General features: G+C 68.3%; 19 protein-coding genes and 1 pseudogene. 14 read left to right on the top strand and 6 right to left on the bottom strand.

Going from position 1 to position 22749, the window contains the following annotated elements; genetic code table 11:
• Positions 1–197: 197 nt before the first annotated feature.
• The gene (locus tag N790_RS06190; protein ID WP_245593750.1) at positions 198–1505 is read right to left on the bottom strand and encodes a UvrD-helicase domain-containing protein; all 1308 of its coding nucleotides are present in this window, start codon (positions 1503–1505) and stop codon (positions 198–200) included.
• Positions 1506–1572: 67 nt separating this feature from the next.
• Positions 1573–3300, bottom strand: a complete 1728-nt coding sequence (locus tag N790_RS06185; protein WP_043802173.1) for an ATP-dependent nuclease — start codon at positions 3298–3300, stop codon at positions 1573–1575.
• Positions 3301–3645: 345 nt separating this feature from the next.
• On the opposite strand from N790_RS06185, the gene N790_RS06180 reads away from it, so the two are divergent.
• From N790_RS06180 to N790_RS06170, 4 genes are all read left to right on the top strand, one after another.
• Complete coding sequence (locus N790_RS06180) at positions 3646–4092, top strand: hypothetical protein (protein ID WP_169742149.1); 447 nt, start codon at positions 3646–3648, stop codon at positions 4090–4092.
• 42 nt (positions 4093–4134) lie between these two features.
• Complete coding sequence (locus N790_RS06175) at positions 4135–4602, top strand: hypothetical protein (RefSeq protein WP_043802165.1); 468 nt, start codon at positions 4135–4137, stop codon at positions 4600–4602.
• A gap of 107 nt (positions 4603–4709) precedes the next feature.
• Positions 4710–5912 (top strand): hypothetical protein, encoded by a 1203-nt coding sequence (locus tag N790_RS15950; RefSeq protein ID WP_156969964.1) that lies wholly within the window; start codon positions 4710–4712, stop codon positions 5910–5912.
• Positions 5913–6080: 168 nt separating this feature from the next.
• Positions 6081–6479: an antitoxin Xre-like helix-turn-helix domain-containing protein gene (locus tag N790_RS06170; RefSeq protein WP_043802163.1), complete on the top strand. Its 399-nt coding sequence runs from the start codon at positions 6081–6083 to the stop codon at positions 6477–6479.
• Between the two features lie 37 nt (positions 6480–6516).
• Here N790_RS06170 and N790_RS16800 read toward each other — a convergent pair whose 3' ends face one another.
• Entirely contained in the window at positions 6517–6792 is a 276-nt protein-coding gene (locus N790_RS16800; protein WP_084062712.1) for a BPSL0761 family protein, read from the bottom strand.
• 256 nt (positions 6793–7048) lie between these two features.
• Between N790_RS16800 and N790_RS15545 the strand changes: the two genes are divergently transcribed.
• The 3 genes from N790_RS15545 (at position 7049) to N790_RS15200 (ending at position 8318) form a co-directional block, all read left to right on the top strand.
• The gene (locus tag N790_RS15545; RefSeq protein ID WP_084062710.1) at positions 7049–7225 is read left to right on the top strand and encodes an oxidoreductase-like domain-containing protein; all 177 of its coding nucleotides are present in this window, start codon (positions 7049–7051) and stop codon (positions 7223–7225) included.
• A gap of 77 nt (positions 7226–7302) precedes the next feature.
• Positions 7303–7881, top strand: coding sequence for an LOG family protein (locus N790_RS06165; protein ID WP_043802160.1), 579 nt, complete (start codon positions 7303–7305; stop codon positions 7879–7881).
• Positions 7878–8318 carry an SRPBCC family protein gene (locus N790_RS15200; RefSeq protein WP_084062709.1) on the top strand — a complete coding sequence of 147 codons (441 nt, stop codon included), beginning with the start codon at positions 7878–7880 and terminating at the stop codon, positions 8316–8318. The genes N790_RS06165 and N790_RS15200 overlap by 4 nt, the downstream gene beginning before the upstream one ends.
• Here N790_RS15200 and N790_RS06155 read toward each other — a convergent pair.
• Together N790_RS06155 and N790_RS06150 are read right to left on the bottom strand one after the other, a co-directional pair.
• Positions 8307–8696: a TfoX/Sxy family protein gene (locus N790_RS06155; RefSeq protein ID WP_043802198.1), complete on the bottom strand. Its 390-nt coding sequence runs from the start codon at positions 8694–8696 to the stop codon at positions 8307–8309. The two genes, N790_RS15200 and N790_RS06155, sit on opposite strands and share 12 nt — an antisense overlap.
• Positions 8697–8721: 25 nt before the next feature.
• Positions 8722–9210, bottom strand: a complete 489-nt coding sequence (locus tag N790_RS06150; RefSeq protein ID WP_043802157.1) for a GAF domain-containing protein — start codon at positions 9208–9210, stop codon at positions 8722–8724.
• Positions 9211–9280: 70 nt separating this feature from the next.
• Between N790_RS06150 and bioD the strand changes: the two genes are divergently transcribed.
• The 4 genes from bioD to N790_RS06130 all read left to right on the top strand — a co-directional run bounded on the left by bioD (position 9281) and on the right by N790_RS06130 (position 15063).
• Entirely contained in the window at positions 9281–9973 is a 693-nt protein-coding gene (bioD, locus tag N790_RS06145; protein ID WP_052385735.1) for a dethiobiotin synthase, read from the top strand.
• 159 nt (positions 9974–10132) lie between these two features.
• Complete coding sequence (locus tag N790_RS06140; protein WP_052385734.1) at positions 10133–11314, top strand: efflux RND transporter periplasmic adaptor subunit; 1182 nt, start codon at positions 10133–10135, stop codon at positions 11312–11314.
• 15 nt (positions 11315–11329) lie between these two features.
• Positions 11330–14443, top strand: coding sequence for an efflux RND transporter permease subunit (locus tag N790_RS06135; RefSeq protein WP_043802155.1), 3114 nt, complete (start codon positions 11330–11332; stop codon positions 14441–14443).
• 5 nt (positions 14444–14448) lie between these two features.
• A complete protein-coding gene (locus N790_RS06130) occupies positions 14449–15063 on the top strand; it encodes a TetR/AcrR family transcriptional regulator (protein ID WP_052385733.1) in 615 nt (204 codons plus the stop codon).
• Position 15064: 1 nt separating this feature from the next.
• On the opposite strand, the gene queD is transcribed toward N790_RS06130, so the two are convergent.
• Positions 15065–15424 (bottom strand): 6-carboxytetrahydropterin synthase QueD, encoded by a 360-nt coding sequence (queD, locus tag N790_RS06125; RefSeq protein ID WP_043802152.1) that lies wholly within the window; start codon positions 15422–15424, stop codon positions 15065–15067.
• Between the two features lie 97 nt (positions 15425–15521).
• On the opposite strand from queD, the gene recC reads away from it, so the two are divergent.
• The 3 genes and pseudogenes from recC to N790_RS06110 all read left to right on the top strand — a co-directional run.
• On the top strand, positions 15522–18932 hold the full coding sequence (recC, locus tag N790_RS06120; RefSeq protein WP_043802150.1) for an exodeoxyribonuclease V subunit gamma: 3411 nt from the start codon (positions 15522–15524) through the stop codon (positions 18930–18932).
• Positions 18929–22477: a UvrD-helicase domain-containing protein gene (locus tag N790_RS06115; RefSeq protein ID WP_043802148.1), complete on the top strand. Its 3549-nt coding sequence runs from the start codon at positions 18929–18931 to the stop codon at positions 22475–22477. Before recC ends, N790_RS06115 begins: the two co-directional genes overlap by 4 nt.
• Positions 22474–22749 (top strand): annotated as a pseudogene (locus tag N790_RS06110) (exodeoxyribonuclease V subunit alpha); the annotation flags it as partial. The gene N790_RS06115 and the pseudogene N790_RS06110, both read left to right, overlap by 4 nt.

Below are 22749 nucleotides of genomic sequence, written 5' to 3'. Positions count from 1 at the left end.
TTTCGGCACTGTCTGGCTACCGAACGACCGCGTAGTTTCTTGCATCTTCGCACCACATTGGCGTCGTCGCGATCGTCGGCAACTGAATCGACCAGTGCCGGCAGACAGAGTCAGGATTCTCGCAGTTGCTGCTCTCACCCAGTTGCAATCGTCGTGCTTGCCTGTCGCGATGAACTGCCCGGGGATGACGCCGCTGGCTAGAAAGTAAGGAACCGGGACGACGAGCCGATAGTTAGCGAGCGGGTCGCGCGGGAAATGGCGACATAGAACAGCTTCGCTCGCGCTTGCCGCTCCCTGCCAAAGTGAGTGGCGTCGGGGATCACAACGTGATCGAACTCCAAGCCTTTCAGAAGGAGCGGCGTTGATACGGTGCGGCCAGGAAGCTTGCGGCCCGTATTGTGCACCCGCTGCTTGATCCGCTCTGCCGCGGCCACCATGGTCTCAGCCCGACCGGCTGCAAGCTCTCCTACGGCGTGCTCGCAGTCGCGCCATAGACCGCCGCGATAGAGCTTGTAGAGCGGGCGTTTTCGTAGGAGGGCCATGAACGGGATTGCAGCCTCTGCGCCATTGCCATCGTTCATGCCCTCGTAGGCGATGTTCAACCCCTCTCTGACCACCAGAACTTCCGCCGCCTCCGCCTCCGTCTCCGCGGTCGTTCGCTTATGGAAGCAGTCCTTGGATAGCTCAACGATGGCGTTCGCCTTCGACTTCACGTCTGGCGCTGCATCCCAGGCCCTGGCGAAAATCCTCAGTCGGTTCGCCGCAACTTCCTCGATTGCCTGATAGCCGCCGTTCGCCGCGCTTGCCAGCTTGTAGCAGATACCCTTGTTGCAATGGATCGCCGCAAAGCTGCCCTCCTTGGCATCGATCCCATCGAACAGAACGCCCATGTCGAATGCGTCCGTTGAGGGCCGGTAACAGATACGGGGATCGATCAGGTCGATAGGCTCGCCCCGCAGTAGTTTGAGCCTGGTCTCCGCCACCCACGCTCCTAGGTCGGGGTTCTTGTCCTTCCATCGATAGGGCTGGTCCAGGGAGCCGAAGAGGGGAAACGTCGGAAAGATATCCCGATCCCAGTCCAAGGTCGCGCCTGCGAACTCGAAAATCCCCTGCATGGGGTCTCCGAAGACGGTGGTGGGAACGATTGTGGACAGCGCGATGGTCAGCTCGTGCTGCAACGAGTTGCAGTCCTGATACTCGTCAACCAAGACTCGGTCGTAGGACGATCCCACAACGTCCCGAATGGCCGAGACATCGAGCGCCGCCCTGGACCCTGCGTAGAGCTGGTCCCACTCTGCGCCGCTCTGCGGGTCTCCGGGCGGGGGCTGTGCCACACCGGGAAAAGCGTAGGCGTATCGCGTAGACCAACTGGCGACGGTCTCTACCGCGGCTCGGGCCGTGGGAACACCGAGTCGCTTCAACCTCGCTCGGATCGCGTGCACGCCAGCGTGCGTGTGCGTAAGTACCAACGTCCGGTTGCCGAGCGCGGCCGCCTTGGCGATCACTTCCGTTTTGCCATGACCAGCTGGGGCAACAACGGACGAATTGCCTTGCCGGAGGAGTTCGGCAGGGTCAACCATAGAGCCAGCCCTCCACGTTCAAGATGCACAGTGTCAACGGAGCATGTTGGGAAGCACCGGCGATCTTCCATACGAACGGAGCGAGTTGGCGGCCAGCGTGTTGGCTCTTAAACCATTTCTTCTTATGAACTACCCCGGCAATTGCGTTGCGCAGCTGCCGGCCGTCTAGTGCAGTGATCAGCTCCCAGGATGCGAACGGCCCGCGAATATCCGCGAGCGTTAGATCCGGGATTGCGTTGTCCAGGTTGTTGTCTACTGCATCGTCGCCATATTCGGCGCGGAGGTGGCCCAGGAGTTCTTGGACGTAAGGATCGGGGGCATCCAGGAAAACAGCCTGCTCAGTGTTGAGAGTCGAGCCATATTCGATGACCTGGACCTTGGACGTGGTGAGGAGAAGTATCTCGTCCGGCGTCAACGGTACATCGGAGTCGCGATATAGCGCGACTTGGTAGCCAAGATCAGACAATGCTGCGGCGATGGCGCAGGCCTGACCGCCGTTCCCGTCCGCGATCGCAGCTCCTAGCTGCTCAATCGGCTTCCCATCATGGCGCGCCGGCCAGTTCTCCCGCAGTCCAAGGAGCAACCCCAGTTCAGTGTTTCCCTCACAGATGAGGATGCGGCGAGCGAAAAGTGCGCGCGGCGTATAGCGTAGAAGGGCGCGCAGCGGATCCGGAGTCGTCGGCCGATTGATCACCATTTGCCGAGTAGCCGCATTTGTCTGGACGACGCGCAGCCCTTCCGCGTGAACTTCTCCCAGCGCGACATCGGAGTGCGTCGTCAGAAGGACATGGCCGACTGGCTTGCCTGCGGTCTTAGCCAGAGCCTGGTCGGCTTTTAGCTGGCAGATCGCCCCGATGATTCGGTGTGGTTCCAGTCCATGTTCGATCTCGTCCACCAGAACGATTGCGCCCTCGGTGACCGCTGACTTCTGGATCGCGAGCGTGGCCAGCCGCCGCGTGCCCAACCCGGCCAGGCGGAGCGGGACACTGCCATCATGCAGCGCAATGGAGCCAGAGGACATGCCGGAGCGTCCCAGTTCCAATCCGGGACCGTAGGTTCCTTGGACATACGCACCCAGACCCTTCGCAAAGCCTTCAGCCTGCGCCGCCGCATCGGTAAGCGCCCTAATCTCGTCCAGCTTTGCGCTGGCTCGCGCGATCTTGTATGCCTCGCTCAGCTTGGCCGCCGCCTCCTTGGCGTCGCCAGTGAGTCGTGACAGAACGGAGCCTTGGCCCCAGGTGAGATGCCTCGCGTCTTCCCCCGCCAGGCGAACGAGGCCGAACAGCGCGCGGTCGCGATTGGAGAGGGTGCGGGTGTCCGTCGTGCGATCGCAGATGATCTCCCAGACCGGCTCCATGGTGGCATCGACGGTCAAGCGAACGGTAAGCACGGGCTCGTCGTCGTCCTCGGGCTCGTCGCGTAGCGCGCCGGCTGTCGTCCATCCGCGAATGTAGAGCCCGAACCGCTCATCCGATTTGAGGGGCTTCGAGAGCTCGCCTACGGTGACCTCTATCACGATGGGTTTCGAGGTGTCGCATCCGAAAAAGTCCGGCTCAGAGAACGAATACCATCGCGACGAGAGAGCCGCTTCGATGGCGTCCAAGACGCTGGACTTGCCCGAGTCTCCGGCGCCGATCAGGCAGCAGAAGGAGTTCGACGGCGTCCAATCTAATGTGGCGATGCCGCGAAAGCTCTGAACCCTCAGCTGACGGATTTGCATTGCAAGCCCCCTTTTTTCAACGCAATATGCATCCAATCAGTGAGTCTTTCACAGCTCAGTCGTCGGGGCGATGGTGCAGGTGGGCGCGACGTCCCCCGCTTTCACTAGCGGGGCCATTTAGGACCTGAGGTTAGGGTAGCTGATTCGGGCGCATGCGCCCAAAGCGCCACAGCGCCCCGCGAGGAGCGGTAGATTCGCTCGAAGGTACTGAGTTAGCTTCGGTATCGCATCCTTTTGTCGGCTTTTTAACTCAGCCCATCAGGGATAGGGAAGATCATGGAACCGGCAACATGGGGGGCGATCGGCGCCCTAATCGGAACGGTGGTGGGTGCGGCCGCGAGCATCGTGACCGCATTCATTGCCACCCGCCACGCCGCCTCCCTGCAGGCCGCGGACGATCAGGCCAGACGTCGGGACCAAGGGCGGGCTTTCCAACGGGAAACGTTGCTTGCGCTACAAGAGGCGCTCAGTGACCTGCTTCGGTTGGAGGCTCGTTGCCACCTGGAGGATCGCCACGCCTTCCGAAGCACCGGGATATGGGGCAAGAACGCGGTTGGCGAGTCGCTCTCCGAGGAGAATCGACTAGCGCGTCGATGGGCCATGATCCTCAAGGAGCGCGTCGAAGACGATGATTTGCGTGTCGCCATCGATGGCTTCTGCGGGCAGCTGACCCAGGTCTCTTTGGCCGATTCGGAGGCCGAGGCGGTGACGCTGTTCGAACTCAACATGCGCCAAGCGACTCCGATGATGGAGCACATCGGCCGGACGCTCCGTGCCCAGTATGACCATTGATGTCCTCCGCAAACTAGGCGGCGTACCGAGGAGGCGGAGTACATGCAGCGCGAAGAGGCGATGAGGCTTCTAACCCAGGCTGTCGACCAGGTAATCCGTTTTGACCGGATACTGCTCGAGCTCGATGTTACCGAGCGGGCGCTCTCCTATCGGATCGCCCACTACATGCACGATCCGGAGCTTGTCCCGCCGCCGCTCTGTATCGACTGCGAGTACAACCGCCATTTTGCGGATGCCAAGCGACTCCACCTTCCCCCGCGACGCGCCCTGGACCGAGAGGTCCGGGCCACCACGGTCTTTCCAGACATCATTGTTCACGAACGGAACTCTGATGCGAGCAACCTCCTGGCCATAGAAATGAAGAAGCCAGGCGGAAGCTTGGCCTATGACCGGCAGAAGTTACTGGCCTTTCGGCGGGAGCTAGGTTACCTGCACACGGCCCATCTGATCCTAGGGCTCGATGCCAACGGCGACTTGGTCAATCAGGTCATCTGGGTGGACGACGCGTAGGCGGCGGCTCCGTCCGATCCAGGCGGCCGCGCGGCGACCCATGAAAGTGCGAATAAGCAACTCGGTATCCACAGGCACTACGAGCATTTCAGCGAGGTCGATGAAGAATGACGATCCCAGACGACAAATCGCTTTGGGACTATGGCAAGGCAGTGGCCAACTACAAGAGACGCAAAGTGGCCTGGGAGCTCGACTTTCTTCGAGGCATGCATCAGGGGTCATCACTTTCCGATTTGGCCTTTAATCTCAGCTCCGCGACCGGTCAGCCCATCCAACTGACTTCAGTGTGGATGGATAAGCACGCGTGGGTGTCTTGGTACCAGGGGACCACGCGCGTCAACAAGCGAGAGTTAGCTGATCTCGCCGTTATTGTCAGAAAGCGGTATGGCGGCGAAATCGCCAAATGGATGTGGCTCATTCAGGGCAAACGAACAAAGAAGCTGCTGGATACCTATGGTGGAACGAGCACGCCGTTCGAGCTCGACCTTCTTCATCGGATGCCCGACTTTTGGCTCAATGGATCCCAGAAGGCTTTCAAGCTAAAAGGGGATTTTCCTGACAACGGGATAACGAGTAAAAGCCCAGCTTGGGCCGTGGACGTGAGCACCCCGTGGACGTTCCTGGACTTCGACGCCGATGCCAGCCAGGAATCATCGGCCTACTCGAATGGATACTCGCCTGTCGCTCCGCGCTGGCCTGGAGCGACACCAAAACCTCAGACATGGGCGGAAGAATGGCAAAAACTCCATGCATCCTCCCACATCAGCATCAGCTCCTATTTCCAGTGCCTTTGCTCGATTATCAACAGCAAAGCACACGCTTGGCAGGATCCAACATCACCCGGCGTCGCCGGGCCCGCCTTCTTGCCCGGGGCGCCCGTGGATGCGGCTCATTTCCCAGAGTGGCATGACCTCTACCAAGCGCTAATAGCCACGGCTTCCAATTCAACCTCCGGCCATGCTGTGACGCCGTCAAACCAAGTTGGCTCAGTTCTGCAGGTAAGTCAGCTGCTGCTAGACCTTAGTTGGGGTGCGAGGATAGGTCCCCACGCATACGCGATGCTACCCGTCATTCAGTTGGGTACGCACCGGCCTTTAGCCACCGTAGCCCAAGCCACAGGATATAGCTGGTTAAGCACCCGTCATGACGCGCTGGCGAATTTTAATCAGCTGATATCCCGCGAGCGCAGCCATCCGTGGCCAAGGGGCTTTGAACCACCGGAGGAGCCTGCATTCGAGAATGACGAGCCTGGCGGCATGCTGACGCTCTTCGTCGACGCGTTCGGTGAGGAGAGCGTCCGCCGAGACTAGGGTAAGCGCCGTTCGATGTTGACTGATGCGGCCAGGGCATCTGGTCGCCAAGGCCGGTGCCCGATGATCCGAGCGGAGTCGCTGGGCTAGAATATCGGAGGGCAGCGCCGGCCTCTCTTTTGGCCGGCGGTAGATCTTCCTGCCGTCAAAGATCCAGTGAGGTCCGTTATGAAGCCTCAAACCCATGAGTCCTTGTCAGCAAGACGCGATCTCTCCGGGCCAGGCCTCACCGCGTTCTTTAATATCTGCGAGAAATGGGGCCTTACTTCTGAAGAGGCCCGCGTTCTTCTCGGCCGTCCGGCACGCTCCACCTTCTACCGGTGGAGGCGGACTCGCACCGGAGCGCTCACCAATGATGTCCTTGAGCGCATCAGCTACGTCCTGGGCATCTACCGATCCCTGCACATCCATTTCGGGGCGCCGGTACAGGCGGACGGATGGATCAAGCGCGCGAATGCGGCCCCTTTGTTCGCCGGCAGCAGCGCCCGGGACCGAATGATTGGGGGCCAGGTTGCCGACCTGTACGTCGTCCGCCAGTACCTGGACGCCCAGCGCGGCTGGGGCTAGTCATATTTGGCGCGGCTAGAGTTCACTCTTTTGCGGGCTACCCCTCCGGCCAAGGAATCCTGGTCGACTCCTTGAGCGGACCGTGCTGGAGCTCGGCGCCCCAAGACGTAAGGTCGTCCCTGCATACCTCCGCTGGCTCGGGGCTTGGGGGAAATGAGCTGGTGCTTGCGATTTGTTCGATGGTAGGAAAGTGCCTCGCTATTGTTGCTGCTTTCCGACGCAGAGCCAGTGGCAGACTCGCATCTCGGGCCACTTCAATAAGAAATCCGCCACCCCAGACGAGCGCTCTGGTCCTTTCACTTGGAGTTGTCATTTTGGGATTCCCCGGCTGCCGTTAGGGCACAACTGTCCCGGAGTGGCGTCTCATGGCGTGCGATAGACTGGCCCTAGGATTGAACGCCAGCTGGATTCTGGGCTCTACTTTTCTCGGCGACCCGGGGAATTCAACGGACTTTATTCTCGGAAATCCTACGGTACGGCCCGGTAGGCGAGTTCCAACAGATCTGGCTGGTTTCAAAAGTTTCCAGCTGCGGGCCTCTCAGGCAGGCTTTTTCAACTGACTTTATTTAATGACTACATTGCCGCCCGCCAACGACCCGCGCCCGGTCGAGCCCGAGAAGCCGCTGCCCGGCGATTGCTGCGACGGCGGCTGCAATCCCTGCGTGCTCGACACCTACGCCGAGGCCATGGAGCACTACCGCGAGCGCCTGGCGGCCTGGCAGGCGCGACACCCCGAGGCCGGCTGACCGGCGTTCCGGCCGGGTCCGCCGCCGCGTTGCCGGCAGTGGCAAAATGGCCGCCCGCCCCCACCGAGGTCCCGCCCATGCGCGTCTGCGTCTACGCCGCTTCCAGCGCCAAGGTGGCGCCCGAGTTCCACGCCGCCGCGCGCGCACTGGGTGAAACCCTGGCCGGCAACGGCTGCAGCGTCGTCTACGGCGGCGGCTCCACCGGCCTGATGGGTTCGCTGGCCGATGGCGCGCTGTCGAAGGGCGGCGAAGTCATCGGCATCCTGCCGAAGTTCATGGCCGACCTGGAGTGGGGCCACCCGGGCCTCACGCACCTCGAGCTCGTCGAGGACATGCGCGAGCGCAAGCACAAGCTGCTCACCGGCTCCGACGCCGTGGTGGCGCTGCCTGGCGGCTGCGGCACGCTCGAGGAATTGTTCGAGGCGATCACGCTCAAGCGCCTGGGCATCTACTTCAGCCCGATCCTGCTGCTCAACACGCGCGGCTTCTACACGCCGCTGCAGGGTTTCATGGAGCAGGTGATCGCCGAGAAGTTCATGAACCCCGAGCACCACGCCATGTGGTCGCTGGTGGATTCGGTGGAGCAGGTGCTGCCCACCATCGCCGCCACGCCGAAGTGGCGCGAGGACGCACGCGAGTACGCGGTGGTGCGATGAGCGCAGCCCTGCGGGTGGGCAAGGAAGTCGTGCTGGCCGCCGCGCCGGCGCGCGTGTTCGCGGCGCTGGTGGAGCCGGCGCAGCTCACGGCGTTCTGGCCGTTCACCGCGGTGGAATCGAGCGGCGTCGTCGGCGGGCCGATCGTCTTCCACGGCGAGGTGGGCGGCGAAGCGTTCACCGACCACGGCGTGATCGAGGCCTTCGAACCGGCCAGGCACTTCCGCTACCGCTACTGGAGCACCAACCACGGCACCGAGGACCGCCCCGAAAACCGCATGGTGGTGGACTACCGCCTGCAGGCCGAAGGCGAGGGCTGCCGGCTGTCGGTCACGCACGAAAACCTGCTCGACGCCGGGCGAGTGGCGATGATGGGCGGGGTCTGGGATTACCTGCTGGGCCAGCTGCGGTCCCACGTGGAAAGCGCGTCAGTCGGCTGAAGCGGACGACGGGTCGTCGAAGCCGAAATCCGGTTCCGGCATCGCGCCCTCGTCATCGTCGTGGCGCACGGTGGTGACGGGGCCGGCGGCGGGCATGCGCTTGCCCTTGGGCAGCGGCAGCTTCGACACTTCCTCGCCGGCGGCGAGCACCAGTTCACTTCGGCGCTCGTCGGGGATTTCCTGCCAGTGGCAGCCCAGGATCGCGCCCTCGAGCGCGTAAAGCAGGTTCAGGCTGGGCTTGAAGCCCGCGCGCTTGACCCGCACGAAGGCCGCCAGCGAACCCACCGCCACGAGGTCTTCCTGGGTGCGGATGCCGGTCTGGCGCAGCCACGCGGCCGACTTGGGGCCGATGTTGCGCAGCTTGGTTCCCGTACTCATGGTCAACTCCGTCCTGCGGGCGGCTTCAGGCCGCGTCCAACGTCTGGATGAACGCATGCGCGATGGCTTCGAGGCCAGCCTGGTCGTCGGCGTCGAAGCGGTCGAGGCGGGGGCTGTCGAGGTCGAACACGCCCACCAGGCGCTCGCCGGCGTACAGTGGCACCACCAGTTCCGAACGCGAAGCCGAGTCGCAGGGGATGTGGCCCGGGAAGGCGTCCACGTCGGGCACGCGCTGGGTTTCCCGCGTCTGCGCGGCGGTGCCGCAGACGCCGCGGCCCAGCGCGATGCGCACGCAGGCCGGGTGGCCCTGGAAGGGGCCGACCACCAGTTCCTTGCCGTCGAAGAAGTAGAAGCCCACCCAGTTCAGGTCGGGCAGCGCATGGAACACCAGCGAGGAGAGGTTGGCGGCGTTGGCCACGCGGTCGCGTTCGCCGTGCATCAGGCCGCGGGCCTGCTCGAGCAGCTGGGCGTACTGTTCGGCCTTGGTGCCGGAAAGGGTGCTGGACTGGAACATGCGGACTCCTGGAACGAGCCCCCGAGTCTAGCAGCGCCCGGCGCGACGACCCGCGGGTAAACTGACGGCCATGGTCCAGGGCCTTCCCGAATTCCCCAACGGCTGTTTCGTCACCGGCACCGACACCGGCGTCGGCAAGACCTTCGCCAGTGCAGCCATGCTGCACGCGATGCGCCGCGACGGCCGCCCGGCCGTGGGCATGAAGCCCGTGGCCAGCGGCTGCGAGCGCACGCCCCAGGGCTGGCGCAACGAAGACGCGCTGGCCCTGCAGGCCGCCAGCCAGCCGCGCCCCGAGTACCTGCTGGTCAATCCCTACGCCCTGCCCGAACCGACCGCGCCGCAGATCGCCGCGGCCCTGGCCGGCGTGCGGGTGGCCCTACCCACGATCCTGGCCGCCCACGCCGCGCTGGCCGCGCAGGCCGGTGGGCGGGTGCTGGTGGAGGGTGCCGGCGGCTGGCTGGCGCCCCTGGCCGACGGCATCGAACAGGCCGACCTGGCCCGGGCCCTGCGCCTGCCGGTGGTGCTGGTGGTGGGCCTGCGGCTGGGCTGCCTCAACCATGCCCGGCTCACCGCCCGGGCCATCGAAGCCGACGGCTGCCGCTATGCCGGCTGGATCGGCAACGCCATCGAACCCCCCGGCCCGCACGCGGCCGCCTACCTCGAATTGCTGCGCACCCACCTGCCCGGGCCCTGCCTGGGGCTGCTGCCGCACGTCCCCGGCGGCGACCCGGCGGCGCTGGCCGCGAATCTGGCCGGCGGCTGAACCACGCCGCGGGAAAAGTCCGGGAAGGACACGAAACAGGTCATCAGTTGGCTTGACAGTCGGGCATTCAAACCTAGAATGACCGTTCACTCTTTTCCCGCTGGGGCGCCCGATGGCGCCGCGGACCCGACTTCCCCTTTCAAGAACCGAGGCATCCCCATGTCCTTCCCCGCCCGTTCCTGGCGCAACCTGTTCCTGGCCGGCGCCTCCGGCGCCCTGCTGGCCGCCTGCGGCGGCGAAGCCGCCCCGCCGGCCATGCCCACCCCCGAAGTCACCGTGGTCACGCTCAAGGCACAGCCGGTGCCGCTGACCCGCGAACTGGCCGGCCGCACCGTGCCCTTCCTGGTGGCCGAGGTGCGCCCCCAGGCCACCGGCATCGTCAAGCAGCGCCTGTTCGAGGAAGGCAGCCTGGTGAAGGCCGGCGAGGTGCTCTACCAGCTCGACGACGCCAGCTACCGCGCCGCCCGCGACGCCGCCGCCGCCAACCTGGCGCGCGCGAAGGCCTCGGCCACCTCGGCCCGCCTAGCCGCCGAGCGCTCCACCGAGCTGGTGGCCGCCAAGCTGGTCAGCCAGCAGGACCACGAGCGCACCATCGCCGCCGCCGCCGAGGCCCAGGCCGACGTGGCCGCCTACCAGGCCGCGCTGCAGTCGGCCGAGGTCAACCTGGGTTACACCCGCATCGTCGCGCCCATTTCCGGCCGTGCCGGCAAGTCCAGCGTCACCCAGGGCGCGCTGGTCACCGCGAACCAGGACGCGCCGCTGGTGACCGTGCAGCAGCTCGACCCGATCTACGTGGACCTGGCCCAGTCGAGCAGCGAGCTGCTGCAGCTGCGCCGCGACATGGAAGCCGGCAAGGTCGAGGCCGCCGAGGGCGTGGCCGCGAAAATCCTGCTCGAGGACGGCAGCCCCTACGCCGAGCCCGGCCGCCTGGAATTCACCGACGTCACCGTCGACCCGTCCACCGGCAGCTACGCCCTGCGCGTGCGCGTGCCCAACCCGCAAAACCTGCTGCTGCCGGGCATGTACGTCCGCGCCGTGGTCGAGCTGGGCACGCGCCCCGACGGCGTGCTCGCGCCGCAGCAGGGCATCAGCCGCGACCCGAAGGGCAACGCCACCGCCATGGTGGTGACGCCCGAAGGCAAGGTCGAGGCGCGCGTGGTGCAGGCCAGCCGCACCATCGGCGACCAGTGGCTGGTCGACGGCGGCCTGGCCGCGGGCGACCGCGTGATCATCGAAGGCCTGCAGAAGGTGCAGCCGGGTGGCAACGCGACGGCCGTCGAAGCCGGCGCCGCCCCGCAGGAACCGTCCGCGCCGGCCGAAGCCGGCGGCGACGCCGAATAAGCCCCGGAGCCCCCCATGGCAAGGTTCTTCATTGATCGGCCCATCTTCGCGTGGGTGATCGCCATCATCATCATGCTGGCCGGCGCGCTCGCGCTGACCCAGCTGCCCATTTCCCGCTACCCGACCATCGCGCCGCCCTCGGTGACGATCAACGCCAGCTACCCCGGCGCGTCGGCGCAGGCCGCCGAGAACTCGGTGACCCAGATCATCGAGCAGGCCATGACCGGCCTCGACGGCCTGGACTACCTCTCGTCCACCAGTGATTCCAACGGCTCGGTCTCGGTCACGCTGACCTTCAAGACCGGCACCGACCCGGACATCGCCCAGGTGCAGGTGCAGAACAAGCTGCAGCTGGCCACCGCGCTGCTGCCGCCGATCGTGCAGCAGCAGGGCATCTCGGTGAACAAGGCCAGCTCGGGCTTCCTGCAGGTGCTGGGCTTCGTGTCCGAGGACGGTTCGATGGACCGCAACGACATCTCCGACTACGTGTCGGCGAACGTCGTGGACCCGCTCAGCCGCGTCGCCGGCGTGGGCAGCGTGCAGGTGTTCGGCGGCAAGTACGCCATGCGCATCTGGCTCGACCCGGGCAAGCTCAACACCTACAAGCTCGCGCCGGCCGACGTGATCTCGGCCATCCAGGCCCAGAACGCCCAGGTGGCCGTGGGCCAGCTCGGCGGCACGCCGGCCATCGACGGCCAGCAGATCAACGCCACCATCACCGCGCAGGACCGCCTGCAGACGCCGGAACAGTTCCGCGCCATCGTGGTGCGCAGCAACGCCGACGGTTCGGTGCTGCGCCTGGGCGACGTGGCCCGGGTCGAGCTGGGTTCGGAAAGCTACGCGGTGATCAGCCGCTACAACGGCAAGCCGGCCTCGGGCCTGGCGATCTCGCTGGCCACCAATGCCAACGCGCTCTCCACCGCCGACGGCGTGGCCGAGCTGATCGAACGCATGAAGCCCACCTTCCCGCCGGGCCTGAGGGTGGTGATCCCGTTCGACACCACGCCGTTCGTGCGCGTCTCGATCAACGAGGTCGTCAAGACCCTGATCGAAGCCGTGGTGCTGGTGTTCCTGGTGATCTTCCTGTTCCTGCAGAACTTCCGTGCCACGCTCATCCCCACCATCGCGGTGCCGGTGGTGCTGCTGGGCACGCTGGGCATCCTGCTGGCGCTGGGTTTCTCTATCAACATGCTCACCATGTTCGCCATGGTGCTGGCCATCGGCTTGCTGGTGGACGACGCCATCGTGGTGGTCGAGAACGTCGAGCGCCTGATGAGCGAGGAGGGCCTGTCGCCCGTCGAAGCCACCCGCAAGTCCATGGACCAGATCACCGGCGCGCTCGTGGGCATCGGCCTGGTGCTGGCGGCGGTGTTCATCCCGATGGGCTTCCTGACCGGCTCCACCGGCGTCATCTACCGCCAGTTCACCGCCACCATCGTCTCGGCCATGGGCCTGTCGGTGCTGGTGGCGATCATCCTCACGCCGGCCCTGTGCGCCACCCTGCTCAAGCCGCTGAAGAAGGGCGAGCACCACGGCGAGAAGGGCTTCTTCAAGTGGTTCAACGGCAAGTTCGACGCCGGCAACGCGCGCTACCAGGGCATCGTCGGCGGCATGCTGCGCCGCGGCGGCCGCTTCCTGGCCATCTACGCGCTGCTGGCGCTGGTGATGGGCTTCCTGTACCTGCGCGTGCCGTCCTCCTTCCTGCCCGATGAAGACCAGGGCGTGCTGTTCACCATCGTGCAGACGCCGGTGGGCGCCACCCAGGAGCGCACGCAGAAGGTGATGGAGCAGGTGGAGTCGCATTACCTGCAGAACGAAGCCGAGCACATCGAATCCACCTTCGCCGTGCAGGGCTTCAGCTTCGCCGGCAGCGGCCAGAACAACGGCATGGTGTTCGTGAAGCTCAAGGACTGGGACGAGCGCACCAGCGCCGAAGCCAGCGTCAACGCCATGGTCGGCCGCGCCATGGGCGCCTTCGGCCAGATCAAGGACGCCATGGTGTTCGCGCTGGCGCCGCCGCCGGTGACCGAGCTCGGCACCACGGGCGGCTTCAACCTCTACCTCAAGGACAACCAGGGCCAGGGCCACGAGGCGCTGATGGCCGCGCGCAACCAGCTGCTGGGCGCCGCCGGCCAGAGCCCGCTGCTGATGGCGGTGCGCCCGAACGGCCAGGAAGACACGCCGCAGTTCCGCCTCGACGTGGACAACGAAAAGGCCGCGGCGCTGGGCGTTTCCGTGGCGGAGATCAACTCGACGCTGTCGGTCGCCTGGGGCGGCCGCTACATCGACGACTTCATCGACCGCGGCCGCGTGAAGCGCGTGTACGTGCAGGCCGACGCGCCGTACCGCATGGTGCCCGAGGACTTCAATCTCTGGTACGTGCGCAACAACGCCGGCGAGATGGTGCCGTTCTCGGCCTTCGCCAGCTGGCACTGGGAATACGGCTCGCCGCGCCTGGAGCGTTACAACGGCGCGCCGGCGGTGAACGTCACCGGCATGCCAGCCCCGGGCGTGAGCTCGGGCGACGCCATGGCCGAGATGGAGCGCCTGGCCACCCAGCTGCCGCCGGGCTTCGGCCTGGAGTGGAGCGGCGCGTCCTACCAGGAACGCGTGGCCGACGCGCAGGTGCCGATGCTGTACGCGCTGTCGCTGCTGGTGGTGTTCCTGTGCCTGGCGGCGCTGTACGAAAGCTGGTCCATCCCGACCTCGGTGCTGCTGGTGGTGCCGCTGGGCATCCTGGGCACGGTGCTGTTCACCTGGCTGCGCGGGCTCGAGCGCGACGTGTACTTCCAGGTGGGCATGCTCACCACGGTGGGCCTGTCGAGCAAAAACGCGGTGCTGATCATCGAATTCGCCAAGGCCAACGTCGAGAAGGGCATGGAGCTGGTGGACGCCACGCTGGCGGCCATCCGCGACCGCCTGCGGCCGATCCTGATGACCTCGATCGCCTTCGGCTTCGGCGTGCTGCCGCTGGCCCTGGCCACCGGCGCCGGTTCGGGTGCGCAGCGCGCCATCGGCACCGGCGTCATCGGCGGCATGCTCAGCGGCACCTTCCTGGGCATCTTCTTCATCCCGCTGTTCTTCGTGGTGGTGCGCCGCCTGTTCTACCGGCAGGGAGCGAAGGCGTGAGCCCGATGCCGGCCGGCGGTGGCACCAAGGCGCGGGCGCGCCAGGAAGCGCAGCGCGCCCGCATCCTGGAGGCGGCGCGCAAGTGCTTTTCCGAGGAGGGTTTCCATGGCGCCGGCATGTCGGCCATCGCCAGGGAAGCCGGCATGAGCCAGGGCCTGATCTACCGCTACTTCACCAACAAGGCGGCGATCATCCAGGCCATCACCGAAGAGCAGCGCGCGCGCCGCACCGAGGACCTGTGCGCCATCGCCACCTTCGAGGACCTGGTCGACCGGCTGATGGACAAGCTGCGCCGCTGGCGCAGCGGCGACGCCGAGGACGACATCTTCGACCCGGCGCTGTTCCTGGAGATCAGCGCCGAATCGAGCCGCGACCCGGAGGTGGCGGCCATGGTGTCGGAACAGGAAAAGGAAATCTGGGCCGACTTCGCCGCCATCGTGCGCCGCGACGCCGAATCGCGCGGCCAGGCGCTCGACGACGAGGCCCTGCGCTGCCGCACCATGGCCCTGCGCTGCCTGGTGGACGGCGTGATCACCGCCTGCGTGCGCGACCCGCACCTGGACTGCAACCAGGTGCAGGCCAGCCTGCGAAGGGTGTTGCGCCAGCTCGGCGGCGGTTGATTCAGCGCGGGCCGGTGTACCGGCAGCCCGAGGTGCAGGTTTCGTGCACCACCACCGCGCTCAGCAGCGGCAGCGCCGGCTTGAGGTGGTCCCAGATCCAGATCGCGAGGTTTTCGCTGGTCGGGTTTTCCAGGCCGGGAATGTCGTTGAGGTAGTAGTGGTCGAGCCGGTCGTAGAGCGGCTTGAAGGCGGCCTTGATGTCGCCGAAGTCCATCACCCAGCCGGTGCGTTCGCCGACCTCGCCCGAGACATGCAGCTCGACCCGGAAGCTGTGCCCGTGCACGCGCGCGCACTTGTGGCCTTCCGGCACGTTCGGCAGCCGGTGCGCGGCCTCGAGGGTGAAGGATTTGAAGATGTCCATGGCGCCATTCTACCGGGGCGCCGGCCCGGGCGCCGGTCTCGGTGCCTGAGACATCTTCACGGCAGCCTTGCCCCCGTCATCGGCTAGGCTGTGCGGGATGAGCGGGGACTGGAAACAACGCGCCAGCGAGGGGATCACGGTGTTCCGGGCCAGCCGCCTGGAGGCGCTGCTGGTGCCGCTCGACCATTTGCTGGTGCAGCAGCCCCCCGACGGCCTGCTGGCGCCGCAGACGGTGGTGGCCGCGCACCCGGGGATGCGCCAGTGGCTGGCCGGTGCACTGGCGTCCCGGCGCGGCGCCGGCGGCATCGTCGCTAACCTCGACATCCTGCTGCCTTCGGGCTTCCTCGACCGCCTGGCCGGGCAGGTGCTGGGGCAGGGCGCCACCTCGCCCGCGGCCTGGCGCCGCGAGCACCTGCGCTGGCGCCTGTTCACCCTGCTCGAGGCCAGCAGCGACCCCACCCTGCGCGCGGCGCTGGAGGGTGACGACAGCGGCCGCCGCCGCTTCCAGCTGGCCGACCGCCTGGCCCGCATCTACTCGCAGTACATGGCCTACCGCCCGGACTGGCTGCGCGACTGGGCCCGCGGCCGGCCCACCTTCAACCAGGCCGGCTTCCACCCGGCCCTGTGGCGCGCGCTGCGCGAGGCCGTGGGCCTGCCGCACCGCGGCGAGCGCCTGGCCGAGCTCGAGCAGGCGCTCACCGGCGGCCAGCCCGAGATCGGTGCTCGCGAGCCGCTGCACGTGTTCGGCCTCAGCCACCTCGCCCCGGCCGAACTGCGCGTGCTGCGCGCGCTGGCCGCGCACCGGCCGGTGGTTTTCTACGTGCCCGACCCCTGCCGCGAGTTCTGGGGCGGACTCAAGACGGAGCGCGCGCGCCTGCTGGAACTGGCCGCCGACCCGCACTCGCGCAGCGCCGAAGACACCTTCCTGGGCCAGGTGCATCCGCTGCTGGCGGCCTGGGGCCGGCTGGGCCAGCACTTCATGCTGCAGGTGCAGGCGCTCGACGCCGCCGTCGACATGCGCCACTACCGCGACGAGCAGGACCACGACCGCGAGCCGTCGCACCTGCTCGAACGCCTCCAGGAAAGCCTGCGCCGGCTGGATCCCGCGCTGCTGGCCACGGATCCTCGCGAGCACGCCGCGCGCCGCGCCGACGCCTCGCTGCGCGTGCACGCCTGCCACACCCGCCTGCGCGAGCTCGAGGCGCTGCGCGACGCGCTGCTGCAGGCCCGCCGCGACAATCCGCAGCTCTTGCCCGGCGACATCGTCGTGATGGCGCCCGACATCCGCGCCTACCTGCCGCTATTGCCGGCGGTGTTCGGCGCGCCGGGCGATCCCTCCGTGCCGCTGCCCTACCACCTGGCCGACGTACCCACCGGCCGCGCGCAGCCGCTGCTGGCGGCGTTCCGCCAGCTGCTGGGCTTCGTGGTCTCGCGCGGCACCGCGCCCGAGCTGCTCGACCTGTTGGCCCAGCCCGACATCGCCCGCCGCCTCGGGCTGGACGAAGACGGCCTGATGCATCTGGAGCAGGTGCTGGCCGGCGCCCGTGCCGCCTGGGGTTTCGACCCGGCCGCGCGCGCGGCCCTGGGCGTACCGGGCATCGAAGAGCACACGCTGTCGTGGGCGATGGACAGGCTCGTGGCCAGCCACGTGCACGGCGAGGACGACGCGGCCAGCGTGCTGCAGGTGGGCGGCGAGCGCATCGCGCCCGTGCCCGGCGTGGCCGGTGCCGGCGCGATGCTGGGCGCGCTCGACCACGCGCTGGCGCAAATCGCCCAGCTGCGCGCCGACGCAGCGCGACCGCGCCCGGCCAGCGCCTGGGCCGCGCGGCTCGAGTCACTGCTCGACGCGCTGTTCCAGCCCGACCCCGCCGATGACGCTGCGCGCGATGCGCTCGACACGCTGCGCGCCGCGCTGCGTGCGCTGGCCACCGAGCCCGCCGAGGCTGGGCTCGATCCGCCGCTCGATTTCGCCATCGTGCGCGCCTGGGTCGAAGAGCGCCTGGCCGCCGTGCCCGAGCGCCAGCGTTTCCTGGCCGGCGGCATGACGGTGTGCGGCATGGTGCCGCAGCGCGCCATTCCCTTCGAATTCGTCGCCGTGCTCGGCCTGAACGAAGGCGACTACCCGCGCCAGGACCCGGATGCCGGCCTGGATCCGATCCGTCGCGAAGGCCAGCGCCGCCTCGGCGATCGCGACACCCGCAGCGACGACCGCTACCTGTTCCTGGAAACGGTGATGGCCGCGCGCCAGCGACTGCACCTGTCGTGGCTGGGTTTCGATGCGCGCGACGGTTCGCCGCGCAACCCGGCCGCGCCGCTGGCCGAGCTGATGGCGGCGCTGCCGCGCGCCGTGGGAACCGGCGCAACGCCGCCCTGGCGCGTGGACCATCCGCTGCAGCCCTTCGATGCGGCGTACTTCGGCACCGATCCGGCCCTGCGCAGCTTCAATCCGGCCTTCGCGGCGATGGTGGGCGGTGCGCCGGATTCGCCCGCGCTGCTCACGCCGCTGCCGGGTGGCGGGCACGGCGGCGGCGAGCTGTCGCTCAAGCGCGTGCTCGCCTGGTGCCGCGACCCCTCGCGCACTCTGCTCGCCGACGAACTGGGTGTGCGCCTCGATGCGCTGGCCGAGCGCAGGCTCTCAGGCGACGAGCCGCTGGAAGCGAAGCTGGAGGTGTTCGACCGCCAGGCGCGCGCGCTGTGCGAGGCGGCGCTGGCGAATCCGTCCTTCAAACTCGACGGGCCGCCGCCCGAGCATCTTGTGCTGGGCGGCGTGCTGCCGCCGCGGGAGTCTGGCGACCAGGCCTGGAGGGCGGAACTGGAAGCCGCGCGGGGCCTGGTCGACGTGGCGCGCGAGCGCGATGACGCGCGGCCGCTGCTGGAGCCCGTGCTAGCGTCGCTGCTGCAGCCGGCCATTGCGCGCGAGGTGGCCGGCTTCCGGCTGCTCGGCGAGCTCGACAACGTGCGCGGCCGCGAGGGCTGGCTGTTCGCCACCGGCATCTACCCGAACGTGGACAAGGAATCGGCGCTGGATTTCCGCCAGCGCCTGCCGCTGTTCCTGACCTGGGCGCTGTGCCGGCTCGCGCCGGAGAATGGCGAGCGCCGCGTGCGCGCGCTGGCGCTGGTGGGCAAGCTTGGCAAGGGTAGCAAGCTCGCGGCCACGCCCTGGCAGGATGCCTTGGCGGCCTGGGACGAACGATTCCTCGCCGCCGACGCGGCGACGCGCGAAGCGATGGCCGCCACGCTCGAAGGCAAACTGCATTTCGTGCTGTCCGCGGCGGCTCGGCCGGCCACCGATCCGTGGCCTTACTTCCCGCGCACGAGCTGGGTACTGGCCAATGACAAGGATGCCGACGACGCGTGGCCGAGCGAGCGACGCTACGCGCCGGGCTACACGCGCCTGCTGGGCCGCGGCATCGAGCCCGACGAAGACGAAAGCTGGCGCGTCGCGCTGTCTGATCTCGGGCTCGCTCTGAAGCAGGCGATGGATCCCGACGAGGAGGGCGCGTCGTGACCGGCCCCGTCACCGTCGCCCACTGGCGTGACCTGCCGCTCGGCCCCGGCGGCCGCGCCCTGGTCGAAGCCAGCGCCGGCACCGGCAAGACCTGGACCATCGGCGTGCTGTGGTGGCGGCTGCTGCTCGAGCCGGCCGAGCCGCTGTCGGTCGAACGCATCGTCGTCACCACCTTCACCGACGCCGCCGCGCAGGAGCTGCGCGAGCGCCTGCGCCAGCGCTTGCACCAGGCGCTGGCGCTGGCGGCCGAGCGCTCCACGCCCGAGGCGGCGAAGGGGGGGGACGAGGCCTGGCTGCTCGCGCGCTGGCAGGGCGACGACGCCACCCACGCCGAGGACCTGCGCCGCCTGCGCCTGGCGCTGGCCGATTTCGACCGCGCGCCCATCCGGACGCTGCACGGCCTGTGCCAGGGCATCCTGGCCGAACACCCCCTCGAAAGCGGCCACGGCACCGAGCCGGCCGAGCCTACTTCCGGCCCCGCGCTGCTCGATGAACTCGCACGCGACGCCTGGCGCGTGCTGCGCCAGTCCGACGACGACGCGCTGGTGCGCGCCGGCGACCCGGACATGAAGCTTTCGACCTTCAGCGCGAAGCTGCGCGCGCTGCTGCGGCCGGGCGTGCGCATCGTCGCGGGCGACGAAAGCTACGAGGAAGTGATGGCCGAGGTGGCGCCGATGCTGCTGCCGCCGTTGCGCGAACTCGCCGATGACGCCACCTGGTTCACGCGCAAGAACGCCAAGCTCCGCAATGCCTTGCTCGGCCTGGTCGAGGGCCTGGCCGGCCAGCCCTGGAAGAACCGCGACGACAACCTCGAGACCCTGCTGGCGATGGAGCTCGAGGGACAGGTCAAGCCTGATCGCATCGGTGCCTTCGCAGCGCTGCCGGTGCTCGCGGCCCTGCGAACGGCCGTGCCGCGCTTGCTCGCCAGCCGCCACGTCGCCGAGCAGCGCTTCTGGATCGAACAACTCGCCCGCGTCACCGCCTGGCGCGACCAGCGCCTGGCCGCGCGCGGGCAGACCACCTTCGACGAGATGATCCGCCAGGCCCACGCCGCCGTGGCCACGCGCCCGGCGCTGGCCGACGCGCTGTTCGAAGATTGGCCGGTGGCCCTGGTGGACGAGTTCCAGGACACCGACGACCAGCAATACGGCATCCTCGATCGCCTCTACCGCGACGCCGCCGGCCAGCCGCGCGGGCGCCTGGTGATGATCGGCGACCCCAAGCAGGCCATCTACGGCTTCCGCGGCGGCGACGTGCATGCCTACCTGCGTGCGCGCCAGCACGCCGGCCACCGGCTGTCGCTCGACACCAACCATCGCTCCTCGCCGGCCCTGGTCGAGGCGGTGAACGGGCTGTACGCCGCGGCCGGCGAGCCGCTCAACACGCGCGGCGACAAGGCCATCAGCTACGAAGCGGTCAAGGCCAGCAACCGACAGGCTGAAACGCCGTATCTCGTAGGCGGCCTGCCCGTGGCCGCACCGCTGGCCCTGCACCTGTGGCTCGATCCGCCGGCAGCGCAGCCCGAGCGAAAGCGCGCCGCCCTGAAGGCCTGCGCCGCGCACATCGCCGCGCTGCTGGCCGACCCGGCGCAAACGATCGACCGCAAGCGCGGCAAGGACATCCTTCGCGAGCGTCTTGCACCGGGCGACATCGCCGTGCTGCTGCCCACCAACAACGACATCAGCGCCCTGCGCGCCGAGCTGCTGCGCCTGAACGTGCCCTGCGTCGGCGGCGCGCGCGCCAGCGTCTTCGACACCGACTGGGCCTTCGAGCTGCAGGTGCTGCTGCAGGCCCTCGCCAGCCCCGAGGACGAGGGCGTGCTGCGCGCGGCCGTGCTCACGCGGCTGTGGGGCGGCACGCTGGCGCAGGTGGCCGCGCTGGCCGCGGGCGAAGACCCCGGCGACGCCATCGGCGAGCGCCTGCAGCAGCTGCGCGCGCTCTGGCGGCGCGAGGGCGTGCTCTCGGTGGTGATGGCCCTCGCCGAAGCGGCGGCCCCCCGTTTGCTGGCGCACGCCGGCGGCGAGCGCGACCTCACCGACCTGCGGCACCTGGGCGAGCTGCTGCAGCTGCAGGCCGAAGCCGGCCTGGGCCCGCACGCACTGCTGGCCTGGCTGGCCGGGCAGCGCCTGGACGAGGAAGGCGATGCGCCCGACAGCGAGGAGCGCCAACTGCGCATCGAATCCGACGCGCGCCGCGTGCAGCTGATGACCCTGCATCGCGCCAAAGGCCTGGAGTTTCCCGTCGTGTTCTTGCCGCTGATGTGGGCCCACGCCTGGAGCGACCGCCAGGGCGCGCCTTACCTGCTGCCCGCCGCCGGCCAACCCGGCCGCGAGGCGCGCTTCGACGCCGCCGCGCGCGAGCTGGCCAAGCACGAGGCGCAGGACGAGCGGTTCCGCGTGCTCTACGTCGCGCTCACCCGCGCCATCCATGCCTGCCACGTCTACGCGCTGCCGCCGGACCGGTCCCAGAGCAAGCAGTCGTCGGCGCCACGCACCGATCCCGAGCGCTCGCCGCTCGATGCGATGCTCGAGCGCCTTGGCGTCCCGGCCGCCACGCCGGCGCTGCCCTGCGTGCAGTGGTTCGAGGGCTGGCCCGCCGGGGCCGCGCCGCTGCCACGCTTCAACGAAAAGGACGCGGGGCGCGAGGCGCTGCCGATGCCGCCGCCCGCGCGCCTGCGCCAGCGCCTGAGCTTCACGGCCCTGGTCGGCGGCGCCCGCCGCAGCGCCGAGGAAGAAGCGCCGGCCGACGACGAGTCCACGGCGCTCGCGCCCGAACCGATCACCGAGATCGACGACGCCCCGCATCCGGCCCTGCTGGCGCTGGCGGCCGTACGCGGCCCGGCCTTCGGCAACGCGGTGCACCTGGCCTTCGAGACGCGCGCGCACGGCAAGCCGCTGGTGCAACAGACCGCGCTGCTCGCGCGCCAGTTGGCGCAGCATGGCGTGCGCGCCGCGGGCGAGCCGCTCGAGGCGCTGGTGCCGCGATTGGCCGCGCAGCTCGATGCCGCCCTGCAGGCCGAGCTGCTGCCGGGCCTGCGCCTGGGCGAGGTTGCGCAAAGCGCGCAGCGCGCCGAGATGGCCTTCCACTTCAAGCTCGACGGCGCGCGCCTCGACGCCCTGCGCCAGGCCTGCGCCGCGCACGGCGAGGCCGGCCTGGTGCCGCCGCTGGCCTTTGGCGAACTGCGCGGCCTGATGACCGGCAAGATCGACCTCGTGTTCGAGCACGCCGGCCGCGTGCACGTGCTCGACTACAAGGGCAACTGGCTGGGCGAGCGCCTGGCCGACTACCAGGGCGCGGCGCTGGTGCAGGCCATGGACCAGCATCACTACCGCCTGCAGGCGCTGCTCTACACCGTGGCCGTGCACCGCTACCTCGGCCAGCGCCTGGCCGGATACTCGCCCGAGAAGAACCTGGGCGAGGCGATCTACCTGTTCGTGCGCGCCGCCGGCCATGCGCCCGGCGCCGGCGTCTGGACGCAAGCCTTCGACCCGGCGTTGGTGCGCGCGGTCGATGCCGTGTTCGCGAGCGTGGAGGTGGTGGCATGAGTCACATCGACTACCGCCTGCAGCCACGCGTCGACATCGAGGGTCGCCTGCCGGAACGCGCCCTAGCCCGCGCGATGGCGCGCTGGGTGCTGGGCCACGGCGGCAGTGAGTCCCTGGCCACGCTGGCCGCGCGCGCCGCAGTGGCCGAGCTGCACGGCGACACCGCGCTGCCGCCGCTGGCGCCGGAAGACGCCGCCGCCCTGCGCGCGCAGCCGCTGGTGGGCGAGGGCGTCGGGCGCACGCCGTTCGTGCTCGACGCCGCCGGCCGCTTC

It is taken from the genome of Arenimonas malthae CC-JY-1 (genome assembly GCF_000747075.1).
GTDB classification, from domain to species: domain Bacteria; phylum Pseudomonadota; class Gammaproteobacteria; order Xanthomonadales; family Xanthomonadaceae; genus Arenimonas; species Arenimonas malthae.
The sequence above is the reverse complement of the archived record's forward strand: the minus strand, read 5'-3'. Positions and strand labels throughout refer to the sequence as shown.

Bases quoted from the DNA above. Each gene is read 5' to 3' on its own strand.
- N790_RS06135 (WP_043802155.1), top strand. From the start codon at position 11,330: ATGGCAAGGTTCTTCATTGATCGGCCCATCTTCGCGTGGGTGATCGCC.
- N790_RS06130 (WP_052385733.1), top strand. From the start codon at position 14,449: ATGCCGGCCGGCGGTGGCACCAAGGCGCGGGCGCGCCAGGAAGCGCAG.
- N790_RS16800 (WP_084062712.1), bottom strand. From the start codon at position 6,792: ATGACAACTCCAAGTGAAAGGACCAGAGCGCTCGTCTGGGGTGGCGGA.
- N790_RS15200 (WP_084062709.1), top strand. From the start codon at position 7,878: ATGAGCGCAGCCCTGCGGGTGGGCAAGGAAGTCGTGCTGGCCGCCGCG.
- N790_RS06170 (WP_043802163.1), top strand. From the start codon at position 6,081: ATGAAGCCTCAAACCCATGAGTCCTTGTCAGCAAGACGCGATCTCTCC.
- N790_RS06140 (WP_052385734.1), top strand. From the start codon at position 10,133: ATGTCCTTCCCCGCCCGTTCCTGGCGCAACCTGTTCCTGGCCGGCGCC.
- N790_RS15950 (WP_156969964.1), top strand. From the start codon at position 4,710: ATGACGATCCCAGACGACAAATCGCTTTGGGACTATGGCAAGGCAGTG.
- recC (WP_043802150.1), top strand. From the start codon at position 15,522: ATGAGCGGGGACTGGAAACAACGCGCCAGCGAGGGGATCACGGTGTTC.
- N790_RS06155 (WP_043802198.1), bottom strand. From the start codon at position 8,696: ATGAGTACGGGAACCAAGCTGCGCAACATCGGCCCCAAGTCGGCCGCG.
- N790_RS15545 (WP_084062710.1), top strand. From the start codon at position 7,049: ATGACTACATTGCCGCCCGCCAACGACCCGCGCCCGGTCGAGCCCGAG.
- N790_RS06150 (WP_043802157.1), bottom strand. From the start codon at position 9,210: ATGTTCCAGTCCAGCACCCTTTCCGGCACCAAGGCCGAACAGTACGCC.
- queD (WP_043802152.1), bottom strand. From the start codon at position 15,424: ATGGACATCTTCAAATCCTTCACCCTCGAGGCCGCGCACCGGCTGCCG.
- bioD (WP_052385735.1), top strand. From the start codon at position 9,281: ATGGTCCAGGGCCTTCCCGAATTCCCCAACGGCTGTTTCGTCACCGGC.
- N790_RS06175 (WP_043802165.1), top strand. From the start codon at position 4,135: ATGCAGCGCGAAGAGGCGATGAGGCTTCTAACCCAGGCTGTCGACCAG.
- N790_RS06165 (WP_043802160.1), top strand. From the start codon at position 7,303: ATGCGCGTCTGCGTCTACGCCGCTTCCAGCGCCAAGGTGGCGCCCGAG.
- N790_RS06185 (WP_043802173.1), bottom strand. From the start codon at position 3,300: ATGCAAATCCGTCAGCTGAGGGTTCAGAGCTTTCGCGGCATCGCCACA.